The organism is Pedobacter rhodius (assembly GCF_027213645.1).
Taxonomy (GTDB): domain Bacteria; phylum Bacteroidota; class Bacteroidia; order Sphingobacteriales; family Sphingobacteriaceae; genus Pedobacter; species Pedobacter rhodius.
In genome coordinates this window covers 888,968-904,673 of the sequence record NZ_JAPWGL010000003.1, presented here as the reverse complement: position 1 = coordinate 904,673, position 15,706 = coordinate 888,968, and the positions used below count along the sequence as shown (strand labels likewise).

The following is a 15,706-nucleotide window of genomic DNA, read 5'->3' as shown; positions in this document are numbered from 1 at the left end:
AATCAAATTAGTTTTTGTATCTTCAATTTAAATCCAATAATGATATGACAGCTAAACAAACGCTATCTATCATCCCTGAAAATATTTTAGTAAACAAGATTTATGAGATTCGTGGCCACAAGGTTATGCTGGATAGCGATTTAGCAGAACTTTATGGGGTTGAGACAAAAGTATTAAATCAAAGTATTCGTAGAAATCCCGGAAGATTTCCGGAAGATTTTATGTTTCAACTCACGGATAGCGAATGGGAATCTTTGAGGTCACAATTTGTGACCTCAAAGATTGGAAGGGGCGGAAGAACCTATCTGCCAAATGTTTTCACTGAACACGGCGTGCTTATGCTTTCCAGCGTTTTAAATAGTCAGCAGGCCATTCAAGTAAATATTCAGATTGTAAGAATATTTACAAGATTAAGGCAATGGGTTAGTGAAAATGGTGAACTAAAATATGAGATTGAGGATATTAAGCGGAAACTGAATAACCAGGATAAAAATATTGAGTTGGTTTTTAGTTACCTGGATAAATTAATTGATAAAAAAATCGGGCCCAGGAAAAGGATTGGCTATATGCCCGATGATTTGTAGGCTTTTGGACCTAGCCGATAACAGGTAAACAAAATAAAGTTTCCTAAACCGGATTGCAGCGATATCCTTTTAAATTTGCAGGAACATCGTTCATATTGTCATTCTGAGGAACGAAGAATCTGCAACGAATAAAACGGATGCTTCGTTCCTCAGCATTGCGGAAGTAATTTAAAAGATTTAGCGAAAAGCCCGATTGAAACCAACCAAAGAATTACTGTAATTGCTTTTCAAAAAATCAGTTAATTGGATTGCCATCTCGCTGCGCGCTTCGCAATGACGATTAATCATCAAACTTTTTTCCATCAACTATTTGATAATAAAAGTTTTCTATCTATCTTTGCAGTCCCAAATTTATTGGGAATAAATAATTGTTTAATAAATTAAATACAAGCAAGTGAATACGTTAAGTTACAAAACTGTCTCTGCCAATGCGAAAACTGTTAATAAACAGTGGATTGTTGTTGATGCACAAGGCGAGATTTTGGGGCGCTTGTCATCGAAGATCGCTATGATCATCCGTGGTAAAAACAAGCCTGAGTACACCCCACACGTAGATTGCGGCGATAATGTTATTGTTATCAATGCAGACAAGGTTAAATTGACAGGAAACAAATTCAGCGAAAAGCAATATGTTTCTTACACTGGTTATCCAGGTGGTCAACGTTTTATTTCTCCTAAGGAGTTAATGGCGAAACACCCTCAACGTGTAATCGAGAAAGCGGTACGTGGTATGTTACCGAAAACTAAATTGGGCAAAAAATTATACACTAATCTTTTTGTGTATGCCGGTGAAAACCACCCTCATTCAGCTCAATCTCCAAAAACCATTAAACTTTAAGAAATGTCAGTTACTAACACTTCAGGAAGAAGAAAAACAGCTGTTGCACGCATCTACTTAAAAGATGGTGCTGGCGCAATTACCGTTAACGGTAAAGATCACAAAGTATATTTTCCAACTTTACCTTTGCAATATATCGTAAACCAAAGTTTAGAAGTTTCTGAACTTACCGGTCGTTATGATATTACTGTAAATGTTCAAGGTGGTGGTATCAAAGGACAAGCAGAAGCTGTTCGTTTAGCTATTGCTAAAGCGATTGTTGAACTAGATGCGGAGAAAAAACCTGCATTACGTGCTAAAGGCCTGATGACGCGTGATATGCGTATGGTTGAGCGTAAAAAACCAGGACGTGCTAAAGCTCGTAAGAAATTCCAATTCAGTAAACGTTAATCACAGGAGGCAAGAACAATGGCAAGAACAACTTATCAAGACTTATTGGATGCAGGTGTACACTTTGGTCACCTTACCCGTAAATGGAATCCAAAAATGGCTCCTTACATTTTCATGGAGCGTAATGGAATTCACATTATAGATTTAAATAAAACTTTAACTAAAACTGAAGAAGCTGCGGCTGCGATTAAACAAATCGTAAAATCAGGACGTAAAGTATTATTTGTTTCAACAAAAAAACAAGCAAAAGGAATCGTAGCTGAGCAAGCTAAAAAAGTTAATATGCCTTTCGTAACCGAGCGTTGGTTAGGTGGTATGTTAACTAACTTCGCTACAGTGCGTAAGTCAATTAAAAAGATGGTTACCATCGATAAAATGACTAAAGACGGTACTTATGCGATTTTATCTAAAAAAGAGCGTTTAATGATTCAGCGTGAGCGTATTAAATTAGAATCACTTTTAGGCGGTATTGCTGATTTAAACCGTTTACCTGCAGCTTTATTCTTAATTGATGTTAAGAAAGAGCACATTGCAGTAACTGAAGCGTTAAAATTAAACATCCCAACTTTTGCGATGGTTGATACAAACTCTGACCCTTCTAACATCGATTTCCCTATCCCGGCGAATGATGATGCTACAAAATCAATCTCTTTAATTACTGATGTAATTATCAAAGCTATTGAAGAAGGTTTAGATGAGCGTAAACGCGAAAAAGATGATGAAGCTGAAAAAGAGGCAGTAGCAGCGAAAGTTGCAGCTGATGCACCTGAAGTTGCAGCACCTAGAGCAGCTGGTGAAAAAAGACCAACAACTAAAAAGGTAACTGCAGAAGCAGAAGTTGAAGCGCCTTCATCAGAAGAAACTAAAACAGAAGAATAACCCCCAACCCCTAAAGGGGAGCAAAAGGTTACAAATTCAAAATTCATAAAATTATTTAATCACTCGCAAGCCCCCTTCAGGGGGTTTGGGGTAAAAAGGAAATAAAATGTCTACAGTACAAATTACTGCCGCAGATGTAAATAAATTACGCCAACAAACTGGCGCTGGTATGATGGATTGCAAAAAAGCTTTAGTTGAAGCTAACGGCGATTTTGAAGCTGCTGTCGATTTATTGCGCAAAAAAGGTCAAAAAGTATCGGCCGCTCGTTCTGGTAATGCAACTTCTGAAGGTCTGGTATCAATCGCTGTTTCAGCGGATGGCACAAACGGCAAATTAGTTGCTTTAGCTTGCGAAACGGAACCGGTTTCTAAAGTTGAAGATTTCCGTAACCTTGCTCAGGCTATTTTAGCTGCAGCAGTTGCCAACAATCCGGCTAACACTGAAGAATTATCAGCAATTACTTTGGAAGATGGACGTACAGTTGCAGAAACCATAACTGAACTAACCGGTAAAATCGGAGAGAAAATCGTTATTCAGGAGTACGCAAATATATCAGGTGAGAAAATTGTTTCTTATATCCACTCTAATGGTAAAATGGGCGTTCTAGTCGTATTTGAAGGCATTAATGGCGCAGATATTACTGAGGCTGGTAAAGATGTTGCAATGCAGATTGCTGCAATGAATCCGGTTGCTGTTGATAAAGATGGTGTTGATCCTGCTACCATTCAACGTGAAATCGAAATTGCTAAAGATGTTATCCGTGCTGAAGGTAAACCAGAAGAAATGGTTGAGAAAATCGCTGCAGGTAAATTAAACAAATTCTACAAAGACAGCACTTTATTAAACCAGGAGTTTGTTAAAGACAGTTCAGTAGATGTTCGTAAATTTTTAGATAACACATCTAAAGGTTTAACTGTATCAGCTTTCAAACGTGTACAATTAGGTGCATAAGCGTTTATAAATAATATTGAAATCCCGATTTTCATCGGGATTTTTTTTTGCCTTTTTTTTATGCCAGCATCAAATTAACTGAGTTTGCCGCTATAACTTTGTAATTTAGCCATACCTAATTCTTTAAAGATGTTAACTATTGAGCAATCCAGGTTCTATCAAAATGATATTTTAGTCGAAAAACAGGACATTCAGATTGATAAGGGTAAGATTTTAACCATTACGCCATCTTCATCAAATCATGAAACTAACGATCTGATTGTTCCAGGTTTTATCGATCTGCAGATTTATGGTGCTGGAGGGCGTTTATTTTCAGCAGAACCGACCGTTGAATCTTTAACCATTATGGAAGATGATTTACTGAAAAAAGGTACCACAGGATTTTTAGCCTGCATGGCAACAAATACCCCCGGAGTTTTTAGCGAATGCATAAAGGCCGCAAAAGCACACCGTTCATCAGCAAGAAACTGTTTAGGATTACATCTTGAGGGACCATTTTTGAATCCAAAGCGTTTAGGCGCGCACATTCCGGAGTTTGTTCGAAAGGCATCGCTTGATGAAATTAAAGAATTATTGGATTTCGGCGATGGTATAATTAAAATGATGACCATCGCACCGGAATGCCAGGATGATGAAGTTATTCGATATTTATTAGATAATGGTGTTGTCGTTTCTTTAGGCCATAGTAACGCTACGTTTGAAGAAGCAACAAAAGCCTACAATCAGGGCATTCAAGCCACCACGCATCTTTTTAATGCCATGAGCCCGATTCATCATCGCAACCCCGGAATACCTACAGCTGTTTTTAACCACGATAAAGCCGTGGCAAGTATTATTGTTGATGGCAAACACCTCGATTTTGAAGTTGTAAAATTTTCGCAGAAACTTTTAAAGGAACGTTTATTCTTAATTACGGATGCCGTTACTGAATGTTCTGCAGGCCCATATCAGCATATTAACGAAGGTGATAAATTTGTAATGCCTGATGGTACGCTTTCAGGCTCATCGCTAACCATGCTGCAAGCGGTTAAAAATTGTGTAGAACATTGTGATATCAGTTTACCGGATGCCTTGAAAATGGCTACGCTTTACCCTGCAAAATTAATTGACCAAAACAATTTAATAGGTTCGCTTAAGCAGGGAAACCTGGCTAACATACTTATCCTTGATAGCGACCTGAATTTAAAAAAGGTAATATTTAAAGGCGAAACGCTATCAATCTAAATAATTACATCATTTGTTAAAAACCATAGCGGGGTATTAAAAAATTGTTAATATTTTTGAGGTCATGAAATACAAACGCATCCTACTAAAGCTTAGCGGCGAATCGCTAATGGGCGACAAACAATACGGTATTGATAATGAACGTGTTAAACAATATGCTGAAGATATTAAGGCCGTACATGATAAAGGCCTGGAAATAGCAATCGTAATTGGTGGGGGAAATATTTTCAGAGGTTTAAGTGCCGAAAAAAGCGGGATGGACAGAGCACAAGCCGATTATATGGGTATGTTGGCCACGGTAATTAACTCAATGGCTTTGCAAGATGCATTGGAAAAGGTTGGTCTGAAAACCCGTTTACTTACCGCAATTAAAATGGAACAAATCTGCGAACCGTTTATTCGCAGAAGAGCTGTTCGTCACTTAGAAAAAGGCCGCGTTGTGATATTTGGAGCCGGAACAGGTAATCCATACTTTACGACCGATTCTGCGGCGGCATTACGTGCTATTGAAATCAAAGCTGATGCGGTGCTGAAGGGAACAAGAGTAGATGGAATTTATACCGCCGATCCTGAAAAAGACCCATTAGCAACTAAATACGAAGAAATCTCTTTCAAAGAAGTTTATGCAAAAGGTTTAAATGTGATGGATATGACTGCATTTACTTTATGCGAAGAAAACCAGGTGCCTATTATTGTGTTTGACATGAATAAACATGGTAACTTCATGAAAATTGCCAATGGCGAAGCGATTGGTACATTAGTAAAATAGCATTTAAAAAAATTATTATTATTGTAGAAATACACACAACTATGAATGATCTCATACAATTACAATTAATGGATGCTCAATCTGCAATGGATAGAGCTATCGATCATTGTGAGTCTGAATTAACGAAAATCAGAGCAGGAAAAGCATCGGCTGGCATGTTAGATGGTATTTTTGTTGATTATTATGGAGCCTCTACAGCTTTATCTCAAGTAGCAAGTATCAATACGCCCGATGCAAGAACAATTGTGATTCAGCCTTGGGAAAAATCGCTTTTAACCGTTATAGAAAAAGCAATTCAAGTGGCTAATATTGGCATCAATCCTCAAAATGATGGTATTGTTATTCGCTTGGTTGTACCGCCATTAACTGAAGAAAGAAGAAAAGACTTAGTTAAAAAGGTAAAAGAAGAAGCAGAACGCGGTCGTATTACAGTTCGTAATATCCGTAAAGATGCCAATACCAAAATTCAAAAATTAAAAGGTGAAGGTGTTTCTGATGATGAAATTAAAACAGGTGAAGGCGAAGTACAAAAGTTAACTGATGCGTACATTATTAAAGTTGATAAGCACGCTGAAGCAAAAGAAAAAGATGTGATGACAGTTTAATCTTCACAATTAAATATTATTAAGAGGAACAAAGAGATTTGTTCCTTTTTTTGTTTCTTGGATTTTCGAAGGAAGGCTTTTAAAAAGAAAAAGAGCAACCCATCCGGGATTGCTCGATTAACTAACTTATTATTCATAAAAAATGCTGTTGGGGAAGGAGTCGAACCTTCAAGGGGTAGTTAGCTACAGTTCAAAAAATTAATTGTGGTCAACCCAATAAACTGCGTTTGTCCCATTATTCCCCACCACCGAGACAAGGAGGCGTGTCTGCCAATTTCACCACCCAACATTTCAAAAGTTAACAGTTGTCAATTTATAGTTTTCAGTTTTAACTGCCTACTGAAAATTGTAAACTGAACTGGCTGTAGGGGAAGGAATCGAACCTTCAAGGAGTGGTTAGCCGTTGCCGGTTTCCCATATTCTCCACCACCGAGACAAGGAGGTGTGTCTGCCTGTTTCACCACCCTACAGTATGTTAAGCAAATTTGTTTAAGAACATTCCTTTTTGTTATTGCTTGATACAAATGTAAAAGAACCATCAATACCTTGCAAATATTTTAATCATTTAATTTTATTTTTATAATATTGATAATTTTTATTAAATTTGCTTATCAATATTAGAAAATATGCTTAAAAAAGATAATTCCAATTTAGAAATTGACAACCTCGACATCGATATATTAAAACAATTAATGCATGATGCGACTAAACCGTATACAGAAATTGCTAAAGATTTAATTGTTTCTGGAGGTACCATCCACGTCAGGATGAAGAAACTACAGGAAATGGGTATTATTAAAGGCTCTCATTTAATTATCGACCCACAAAAGGCAGGTTATGACATCTGCGCGTTTTTAGGTATTTACCTTGAAAAAGGGATTCAATATAAAGATGCAGTTGCTCAGTTAAGCAAGATTAAAGAAGTTGTCGAGTTGCATTATACAACCGGCGCCTACAGCATGTTTGCCAAAATTATCTGCAGGGATACGAATCATCTGAGGCACGTATTAAATGAGGAAATTCAGGCAGTAAACGGTATCCAGCGCACCGAAACTTTAATCTCTTTAGAGGAAAGTATCAAAAGGCAGATCGAGCTGGGCTAAGAAAGGTTGAAGGCAAAAGGTTATAAGGATTAAGGTTTTAGAGCAGAAAGCCAAATCAAAAAATCGATTTAAGTAAAAAATATATGTATCCCAACAAAAAAATAATTTAGTTGTTAAATGCATCACAGCTTGATACTTGATTCTCCCTACTTGATACTCTATTATACTACTTTAATAACTGATAAGCAATAAGCGCAGCAAAATAGGCCATTGCAGTCATATAAACCAATTGAATAACCGGCCATTTCCAGCCTTTTGTTTCACGGTATACAATAGCAACTGTACTCATACACTGCATGGCAAAGGCATAAAATAACATTAGTGATATGCCAGTAGCAAAAGAATACACAGGCAGGCCAGTTCTATTATTAACTGATGCGGCCATTCTTTCTCTTATGGTTGAGGTATCTTCATCGCCGCCGTCTACACTATAAATGGTTGCCATTGTACCTACAAATGCCTCACGTGCCGCAAACGAGGTAATTAAACCGATACCTATTTTCCAATCGTAACCTAAGGGCCTGATAGCCGGTTCAATCCAATGACCTAATATACCAACGTAAGAATTTTCGAGTTTTTCTGTTGCAATAAGGGTTGCAGTATGATTTGTATTTTTAGTAGTATCGGCCAAGGCAGGTGCATATTTTTTATCGATTTTTTCGAAGCGGTTTCCTGGTCCGAAAGAGGCCATCACCCAAAGAATGATAGAAATTGCAATAATAACCTTACCGGCTTCAAATACAAAGGTCTTAGATTTTTCATACATCGTGTAAAGCACATTCTTCCACCTTGGCATACGGTAAACCGGTAGCTCCATTATAAAATATGCCCGTTCTTTGGTTTTAATAATAAACTTCATAACCCAGGCAACAAGTACCGCAGCAGTAACACCAACCAGATACATAACCATTAAGGCAAGCCCTTGTAAGTTAAAAATACCTAGAACTGTTTTTGAGGGGATAATCAGGGAAATTATTAAAATATAAACAGGAAGTCTTGCCGAACAGCTTACCAGAGGTGTTACCATAATGGTTATCATCCGGTCTTTCCAGTTTTCGATATTTCTGGCAGCCATAATAGAGGGGACTGCACAAGCAAGACCGCCAATCATTGGTACAACAGATTTACCATTCAGGCCAACTTTACTCATGATTTTATCCATCATAAAGGTAACACGGGCCATATAACCGGTATCTTCAAGAATCGATATAAAGGCAAATAAAATGGCGATTTGAGGTATAAAAACAAAGATTCCGCCCAACCCCGCAATTACGCCATCCAGTATCAAATCGGTAAGCATACCGGCTGGAAGATATTTATGCCCAATTTCAGTAATAAATCCAAAACCACTTTCGATCCAGTCCATTGGGTAAGATGACCAGGCAAAAATTGCGTTGAAAATTACGAAAAGAATTAAAAGGAAAATGGCAAAACCCCAGATTTTATGTGTTAAAATCGAATCGAGTTTATCGCTCAACGAAAATTTTTCTGCCGTTCCTTTATCAATTACAACATCGGCCAAAATCGTACTAAGATGCTTATAACGGGCGATGGTTTCGGCAGCTTGTATTTTGGATGATTCAAAATGATTAGATTTTTCAATCGCTTCTATTTCGGATTGTTCTTTCTCTGTGAAAAAAGTTAAATGCTCATGCTGATGCAAAATCTGCAACGCATAATAATCGTTATCCGAATTAATTTTATGTTTTATCGCGTTGATTGCTTCGGGTGCTAAATAATTTACTTCAACTGCATTAACCTGAGTAGCTATTTTATTCGTGTAAGCAACAGCAGCTTTTAATTTATCTATACCGATATTATTTCTTGCCGATATGGGAATCACCTGAACCCCAAGCTTTGTGGCCAATTTATCAACATGAATGTAAATTCCCTGTTTATCAGATAAATCAGTCATATTTAAAGCCAAAACCATCGGAATGCCTAAATCTGCAACCTGAGAAAACAAAAGCATGTTTCGTTTCAGATTAGAGGCATCAACAATTAAAACGATTACATCAGGATGGCTATTATTTTTTTTATCGGCAAGAACCTGGAAAACAATACTTTCATCTTTACTTTTCGGATAAAGGCTATATGTACCAGGTAAATCAATTATTTCAGCATCCTTACCATCAACGAGTTTAGTGTAACCCGTTTTTTTATCAACCGTAATTCCGGGAAAATTTCCTATTTTTTGATTTAAACCGGTTAAGCGGTTAAACAAGGTCGATTTACCTGTATTGGGATTACCAACTAATGCAACTTTAATATCCAAACCCAAACTACTTATTGAATAATGATAACTGCAGCTTCACTTTTACGTAAACAAAGCTGGTAGCCTGCAACCCGAATGGCCATTGGATCGCCAAATGGCGCAAAACGTTCAACTTCGACAACTTCGCCGGGTAAGCAACCCATCTCCATTAACTTTACAGATAAATCTAAATCTGTAAAAGCTACTATTGTTCCGGTTTCTCCAACTTTTAACTGCGAAAGTTTCATTTGTTAAATTTGGCGCAAGTTACCCTTTCTTTAGATTTATTCCAAATAACAAAGTTCATATTCTTAATTATTTAACCAGGATTTTAATTCCTTCGCCCTCCTCCAAAGCCGCCAGCTCTGTTTCCTTCGCCCATTCCTTCGTTACGCATGTTATTTCTATTTTTGCCACCCATTCTGTTCAATGTATAGGTAAATGAAAACATAAAATAACGTTTCAAAACATTGTAACTTACATCCTGTATGGTATTGTTATTAGCCGTTCGGGTAATTCCTTGGTTTTCATTCAGTAAATCATTTATGGCCGCTTTGAATGTTCCTCTGTTTTTGAAAAATTGTTTACTGATGTAAGAGTTGATCAATGTGAACTGTGTGTCAAAGCCTTCACCCCTTCCGGTATTCTGGTTGTAATCTGCATCTACCGACCAACGAATTTCACCAGGGAACAGGTAACTCACGCTAATATTAGGACTAAAAGTGTAATACCTGGTGTTAGAATTGGGTTGAACGGAATAAGTAGAGCGATTGATTGAGCCGTTTATACCGGCAGTTAAATCAAGCTTATTAAGATTTGAAACCAATCTGTACCCGTTAGTTACCGACCAGCTATTGGTTATATTTTTAAGGGAATTGGTAAAATTGACATCTCTGTCGTAACTACCATTTACATTAATATGAAAGTTTAATTTATTTTCCGGCATCAGCGGCAGACTAAGCGATGATGAAACAGAACCGGCGTACGTTCCATTTACATTAACCGGAAGAATGGCCAATTTCCCCTGATTTATGCCACTTTGTATCAAACTACTGCTATTCGCAATTTTATTTGATGTTTGTGTTAAATTAAGGTTGATAAATAAAGAACGGTTTTTGCCCACCGTAAAAGTATTATACGCAACCCTCAAAGTATTGTTAAACTCGGGCTTTAAATCCGGGTTTCCGACAGGAATGCTCTGCGTATTTGTATTGTTTGGAATTGGCTGCAATTGCTGTATTGTCGGTTGGTTTGTACTGCCGCGGTAATTGAATACTAAACGCTTGCTGTTACTGAAATTATAGCGATACATTGCTGAAGGGGTATAATTAAACACGTTTTGTTTCAATACGTAATTCTGTGTTAAATTGTTGTTTGTCCTATCTGTGTTCTGTACCGCAAAGCCTAAATTCCAATTGTATTTTTTTCCATTTCCATTAAAGCTAAAACCTGCTGTATTGGTTAAAATTGTGTTCTCATACGAATTGCTGTAAGTTAAATCAAGTAAATCGTATTGCAATGTAGCCGGATTAAAATTATAAGTAAACCTATCGGATGTATTATGATTATATCCGTTCTGATAATTAAATTCCAGGCTTAATGTTTTTGATATTGGTTCGGTATAAACCAAACGCGAAACTTGATTAACAGATTCGGATTGTTGATCGTTAAACTGATTGGTAATTTTCTGAGTTGTAACCCCGCCATTTACCGTATTATCTGTAATGTTATTATAATTATCTGCATCGTTATTATTTATACTCGTATTGAAATTTAAAGACAAGGTCCTGCCTCTGCGCATAAATTTCCTTCGAAATAAAATATTGTTGCTTATTGATGGCGCGGTATTATGGTTATTTAACGCCTGTGTTCCATTTGTTGTATAGGTACTGTAATCTCTTGTGTAAATACTATTGTTTTGACTTTCGTTATCCGTATAACTTAAGGTTGGCTGAATACGCAAAGAAGTTAAGGAGTCAATTTTGGTATCAACCATAAAGTTTAAGCGATGGTTTAATCTATCAGAAGTATTGTTTTGGTTGTTATTAAAAACGGTTGTTATATCGCCAAGCAAATTCTGAGTTACACTATTTCTTAAAATTAGATTTTCGGTTTTATTAAAAAAGTAACTTGCACTTATCTGCGTTTGATCGGAATATGTATCAGAGAAATTAAATCCGAAGGCATTGGTATTGGTAATGCCCGTGCTTCGACCGCCAGAGCCGCTATTAACACCCAGGCCACCGCCAAAGTTTTGTTTATTTACGTTGTTAAACTGTGCAACAACGCTCATTTGCTGATCCTTGTTGAAACGATTTACATTTGCATTAACATCATACCGATCATCAGAACCATAACCGATGCTGCTATTGCCGAAGTAACCATGTTTTTTATCTTTTCTTGTGGTAATGTTTATGATTTTTGTTCTTGTTCCATCATCAATTCCCGTAAATTGTGCCTGATCAGATAACTCATCAATAATCTGAATTTTATCCACCATATCTGCAGGAAGGTTCTTTGTTGCCAGTAAAGGATCATTGCCAAAAAACTCTTTACCATCAATCTTAACTTTTGTAATGGTTTCACCCTGTGCCTTTACAGTGCCAGCCTTGTCTACCTCTACACCAGGTAATTTTTTAAGTAAATCTTCAACAGCAGCATTTTCTATTGTTTTAAAAGAACTTGCATTAAATTCAAGCGTATCTTTTTTCACTACAATCGGCGGTACCTCTGCTTTAATTTCGACGGTTTGTAAATCGATTGTGCCGGCTTCTAGAACGATATCTCCCAGGTTAACCTCCGTTTTTTCTGCAGTAATGGTAAAATCCTTATTCGCATTTTTTAACCCCAAAAAGGCAGCATACAAACGATATGAACCAGGCTTTAAATTTTTAAAAACAAACTTACCATCGGCAACTGTCGTTGTTGCACCAACCACACTCGAATCGTTAAGGTTTTTTATTGCAACGGATGCATAGTCTACAGGTTTTTTATCTTTCGATTGAAGAACACGTCCGCTAACCGAACCCGTTTTTTGCTGCGCATAAATAAAGGAAAAAGAAAAGAGTAAAAAGGTGGTAAAGGTTATTTTCATTTGGTTGATGATGTCGTGTGTATTTATTGACTACCAACCTAAAAAAAGGTTTGTTTTAATCCAGGTAACAATTGAAATACAAATTGGTTAAAATAAAGCAGGCCTGTTTGAATACAAACAAGCCTGTTAAATTATTTATAAGGGGGAAAATTAAAATCTCATACGTGGCGCACCCTGGCCGCCCATACCCGGCATTGGTACATCATTACCAATGTTACGGCCGCCAATGCGGGTTAACGAATAAGTAAACGAGAACATGTAATAACGTTTCAATACATTGTAATTTAAATCGGTAATTGTGTTGGCTGTAGCGGTACGGCTAATACCCTGATTTTGGTTCAATGCATCGTTTACCGCAATTTTAAAGGTACCTCTGTTTTTAAAGAACTGTCTGCTGATGTAAGAATTAACTAAAGTATACTGCGTGTTGTAATCGGCACCTCGCCCAGTATTACTTACATAATCTAAATCAACGGCTAAACGGATATTTCCAGGAAATAAGTAAGAAATATCAAAGCTGGGGTTAACGGTATAAAACCTGGTGTTCGAATTTGGTGTGGCTGAATAGGTTGCCCTGGTAATAGAACCCGATACACCAGCAGTTAAGTCGAGTTTATCCAAATTGGTCACAAATTTATATGTGTTGGTTAAGCTCCAGTTATTGGTTATGTTTTCAAGACCACTGGTAACATTTGTTCCTTTGGAATAGGTTCCGTTTAACGAAGCATTTAGATTAAGTTTATTATTCGGGATAATTGGCTGACCTAAAATGATATTTGCATTACCGCTGTAATTGCCATCAACATTTATATATTGCGATGCAATTTTACCATAGTTGATATCAGCTGGATTTGTTATAGCCGATTGGCTTGATGCAAAAGCATTAAATGTTTGTGTTAAATTTAAGAACACGGCAAAGAAGCGCATTTTAGCAAAGGCAAAATTATTATACCTGACACTTAAAGTATTGTTAAACGCCGGTTTCAAATTCGGGTTACCAATAATTACCGATTGTGTATTCGTATTATCAGGGATTGGTTGAATCTGATCGATAGTTGGTTGTTGGGTTGTACCTCTATAGTTAATGTTCAGGCGCTTGCTATTGCTAAAATTATATCTGAACTGCGCAGATGGTGTCAGGTTTACAAAGTTTTGCGTAAACACAACGCCTGTCGTCAGGTTCGTATTTTCTCTATGGGTTTGTTGCGCAGCCACACCAATATTCCAGTTGTATTTCTTTTGATTAACCGTATAACTTAAACCACCAGCGTTTGTAAGCGTTTGATTTTCGTAATGGTTTGAATAGGTATTGTCAACAATATCGAAATTACCGGTTAGGGTATTAAAGTTTAAAACATTGCGATCGGAAGTACTGTTATTGATTCCATTTTGATAGTTCAGTTCTAAACTTGTCGTTTTCGATAAAGGTTCGGTATAAACCACTCTGGTTGTATTCGTGATGTTATGTGTATTTAAATCATTTAACTGGTTGGTCAGCTTTTGAGAATTTACACCATTAATTGTACTATTTTCTAAAATATAGTTAATGTTATCAGAATTACTATCGTTTATCGCGGTATTAACATTCAATGATAATGTACGTCCTCTGCGTTTGAATTTTTTACGAACTAAAATGTTATTATTGATTACCGGGGTAGAATTATTTGTGGTATAATTTTGATTACCAATGGTATTTGATGTACCTGTGGCAATCACATTATTTCTAACATAATTGTTTAAACTCAATCCACTGTTCTCCGTATATGCAATATTCGGTTGTATTTTAATACTTGTAGACGAGTCCAGTTTGGTATCAATCATAAAATTCAATCTATGATTTGTTTTATCGCTATTGCTGTTTAAATAATTGTTTACATTTTGCGATGTGTTGCCCAGCAGTGTTTGCGTATTACTGGTTTGCTCATTAAATACAGATGATTTATTGAAGAAATAACTACCCTGAATTTGAGTTCCGTCTTTATAAGTATCGCCAAAGTTTAAACCGGCCGCATTGGTTGTTGTGATACCGCCGCCAGCAGCTGAAGTACCACCGCCGCCGCCACGACCTCCATTACCACCGCCACCAAAACCATTTCCCTGACCGTTACCACCACCAAAGTTTTGTTTATTCACATTATTAAACTGACCGATAAAACTGAATTGTTGGTCGTTGTCAAATTTATTTACATTTAAACTGGCATCATAACGATCATTTGTTCCATAACCAACAGTACTATTTCCAAAATAGCCTTTCTTCATTCCGGCTTTAGTGGTAATGTTCAGAATTTTATTCCTTGTTCCATCATCAATTCCGGTAAACTGCGCTTGTTCTGATAATTCATCTATAACCTGAATTTTATCGACCATGTCGGCAGGCAGATTTTTTGTCGCTAATAATGGGTCGCTACCGAAAAATTCTTTACCATCTACTTTAACTTTTGTAACGGTTTCGCCACCGGCTTTTATGCTACCATCTTTAGCGACTTCAACACCCGGAAGTTTCTTTAATACATCTTCAACGACGGCGTTTTCACGAACCTTAACCGATTTTGCATCGTATTCTAAAGTATCTTTCTTAACAACAACCGTTGGCACTTGCCCCGTAACATTTACCGTATTCAGATCTAAACCATCATCGGCCATAGAAATATCACCAACGTTTACAGCGGCTTTGGCAACAGTTACGTTTTTACTGGTTGTTTTTAAACCTAAAAAAGCAGCAATAATTCTATAATTACCGGCGGGGATGTTTTTAAAAGAAAAAGTTCCGTCAGGATTAGACTGACCAGAGGCAACCACACTGGAATCTTTTAAACTTTTAACTGCTATTGTAGCATAATCAACAGGTTTTTTGTCTTTAGCATTGATTACACGGCCATTAACTGCGCCTGTGTTTTGAGCTTGTGCGAAGTATCCACAAAAAATAAGAACAAGAAATATTGCTCTCTGAACGTAAATTTTCATCAAAATATAAATATAAGTATTACAAAACTATGCTATCAGACTATCAGAAT

General features: G+C 36.9%; 13 protein-coding genes and 2 tRNA genes. 9 read left to right on the top strand and 6 right to left on the bottom strand.

The window, feature by feature from the left end; all coding sequences use genetic code 11:
* The first annotated feature begins 44 nt into the window (after positions 1-44).
* The 8 genes from O0931_RS14025 (at position 45) to frr (ending at position 6,241) form a co-directional block, all read left to right on the top strand.
* Complete coding sequence (locus O0931_RS14025; protein WP_269416198.1) at positions 45-584, top strand: ORF6N domain-containing protein; 540 nt, start codon at positions 45-47, stop codon at positions 582-584.
* Between the two features lie 394 nt (positions 585-978).
* Positions 979-1,422, top strand: a complete 444-nt coding sequence (rplM, locus tag O0931_RS14020; RefSeq protein WP_029287677.1) for a 50S ribosomal protein L13 — start codon at positions 979-981, stop codon at positions 1,420-1,422.
* Positions 1,423-1,425: 3 nt separating this feature from the next.
* The gene (gene rpsI / locus O0931_RS14015) at positions 1,426-1,812 is read left to right on the top strand and encodes a 30S ribosomal protein S9 (RefSeq protein WP_269416197.1); all 387 of its coding nucleotides are present in this window, start codon (positions 1,426-1,428) and stop codon (positions 1,810-1,812) included.
* An 18-nt stretch (positions 1,813-1,830) separates the two neighbouring features.
* Positions 1,831-2,691: a 30S ribosomal protein S2 gene (gene rpsB / locus O0931_RS14010; protein WP_269416196.1), complete on the top strand. Its 861-nt coding sequence runs from the start codon at positions 1,831-1,833 to the stop codon at positions 2,689-2,691.
* Between the two features lie 106 nt (positions 2,692-2,797).
* Complete coding sequence (gene tsf / locus O0931_RS14005; RefSeq protein WP_269416195.1) at positions 2,798-3,643, top strand: translation elongation factor Ts; 846 nt, start codon at positions 2,798-2,800, stop codon at positions 3,641-3,643.
* A gap of 129 nt (positions 3,644-3,772) precedes the next feature.
* Positions 3,773-4,867: an N-acetylglucosamine-6-phosphate deacetylase gene (gene nagA, locus O0931_RS14000; protein ID WP_269416194.1), complete on the top strand. Its 1,095-nt coding sequence runs from the start codon at positions 3,773-3,775 to the stop codon at positions 4,865-4,867.
* 64 nt (positions 4,868-4,931) lie between these two features.
* Entirely contained in the window at positions 4,932-5,636 is a 705-nt protein-coding gene (gene pyrH, locus O0931_RS13995; protein WP_269416193.1) for a UMP kinase, read from the top strand.
* A gap of 41 nt (positions 5,637-5,677) precedes the next feature.
* Positions 5,678-6,241: a ribosome recycling factor gene (gene frr / locus O0931_RS13990; RefSeq protein WP_269416192.1), complete on the top strand. Its 564-nt coding sequence runs from the start codon at positions 5,678-5,680 to the stop codon at positions 6,239-6,241.
* Between the two features lie 145 nt (positions 6,242-6,386).
* Here the strand turns inward: frr and O0931_RS13985 are convergent.
* Together O0931_RS13985 and O0931_RS13980 are read right to left on the bottom strand one after the other, a co-directional pair.
* Positions 6,387-6,530 (bottom strand) — tRNA-Asp (locus tag O0931_RS13985).
* Between the two features lie 70 nt (positions 6,531-6,600).
* Positions 6,601-6,711, bottom strand: a tRNA-Asp gene (locus O0931_RS13980).
* A 156-nt stretch (positions 6,712-6,867) separates the two neighbouring features.
* Here O0931_RS13980 and O0931_RS13975 point away from each other — a divergent pair.
* Positions 6,868-7,344, top strand: a complete 477-nt coding sequence (locus O0931_RS13975; RefSeq protein WP_056087275.1) for an Lrp/AsnC ligand binding domain-containing protein — start codon at positions 6,868-6,870, stop codon at positions 7,342-7,344.
* Between the two features lie 166 nt (positions 7,345-7,510).
* Here the strand turns inward: O0931_RS13975 and feoB are convergent, their stop codons facing one another.
* The 4 genes from feoB to O0931_RS13955 all read right to left on the bottom strand — a co-directional run bounded on the left by feoB (position 7,511) and on the right by O0931_RS13955 (position 15,656).
* Positions 7,511-9,625 carry a ferrous iron transport protein B gene (feoB, locus tag O0931_RS13970; RefSeq protein WP_269416191.1) on the bottom strand — a complete coding sequence of 705 codons (2,115 nt, stop codon included), beginning with the start codon at positions 9,623-9,625 and terminating at the stop codon, positions 7,511-7,513.
* A 5-nt stretch (positions 9,626-9,630) separates the two neighbouring features.
* Positions 9,631-9,846 carry a FeoA family protein gene (locus tag O0931_RS13965; protein ID WP_269416190.1) on the bottom strand — a complete coding sequence of 72 codons (216 nt, stop codon included), beginning with the start codon at positions 9,844-9,846 and terminating at the stop codon, positions 9,631-9,633.
* An 83-nt stretch (positions 9,847-9,929) separates the two neighbouring features.
* Positions 9,930-12,692 carry an outer membrane beta-barrel family protein gene (locus tag O0931_RS13960; RefSeq protein ID WP_269416189.1) on the bottom strand — a complete coding sequence of 921 codons (2,763 nt, stop codon included), beginning with the start codon at positions 12,690-12,692 and terminating at the stop codon, positions 9,930-9,932.
* A 150-nt stretch (positions 12,693-12,842) separates the two neighbouring features.
* On the bottom strand, positions 12,843-15,656 hold the full coding sequence (locus O0931_RS13955; RefSeq protein ID WP_269416188.1) for an outer membrane beta-barrel protein: 2,814 nt from the start codon (positions 15,654-15,656) through the stop codon (positions 12,843-12,845).
* Positions 15,657-15,706 lie beyond the last annotated feature (50 nt).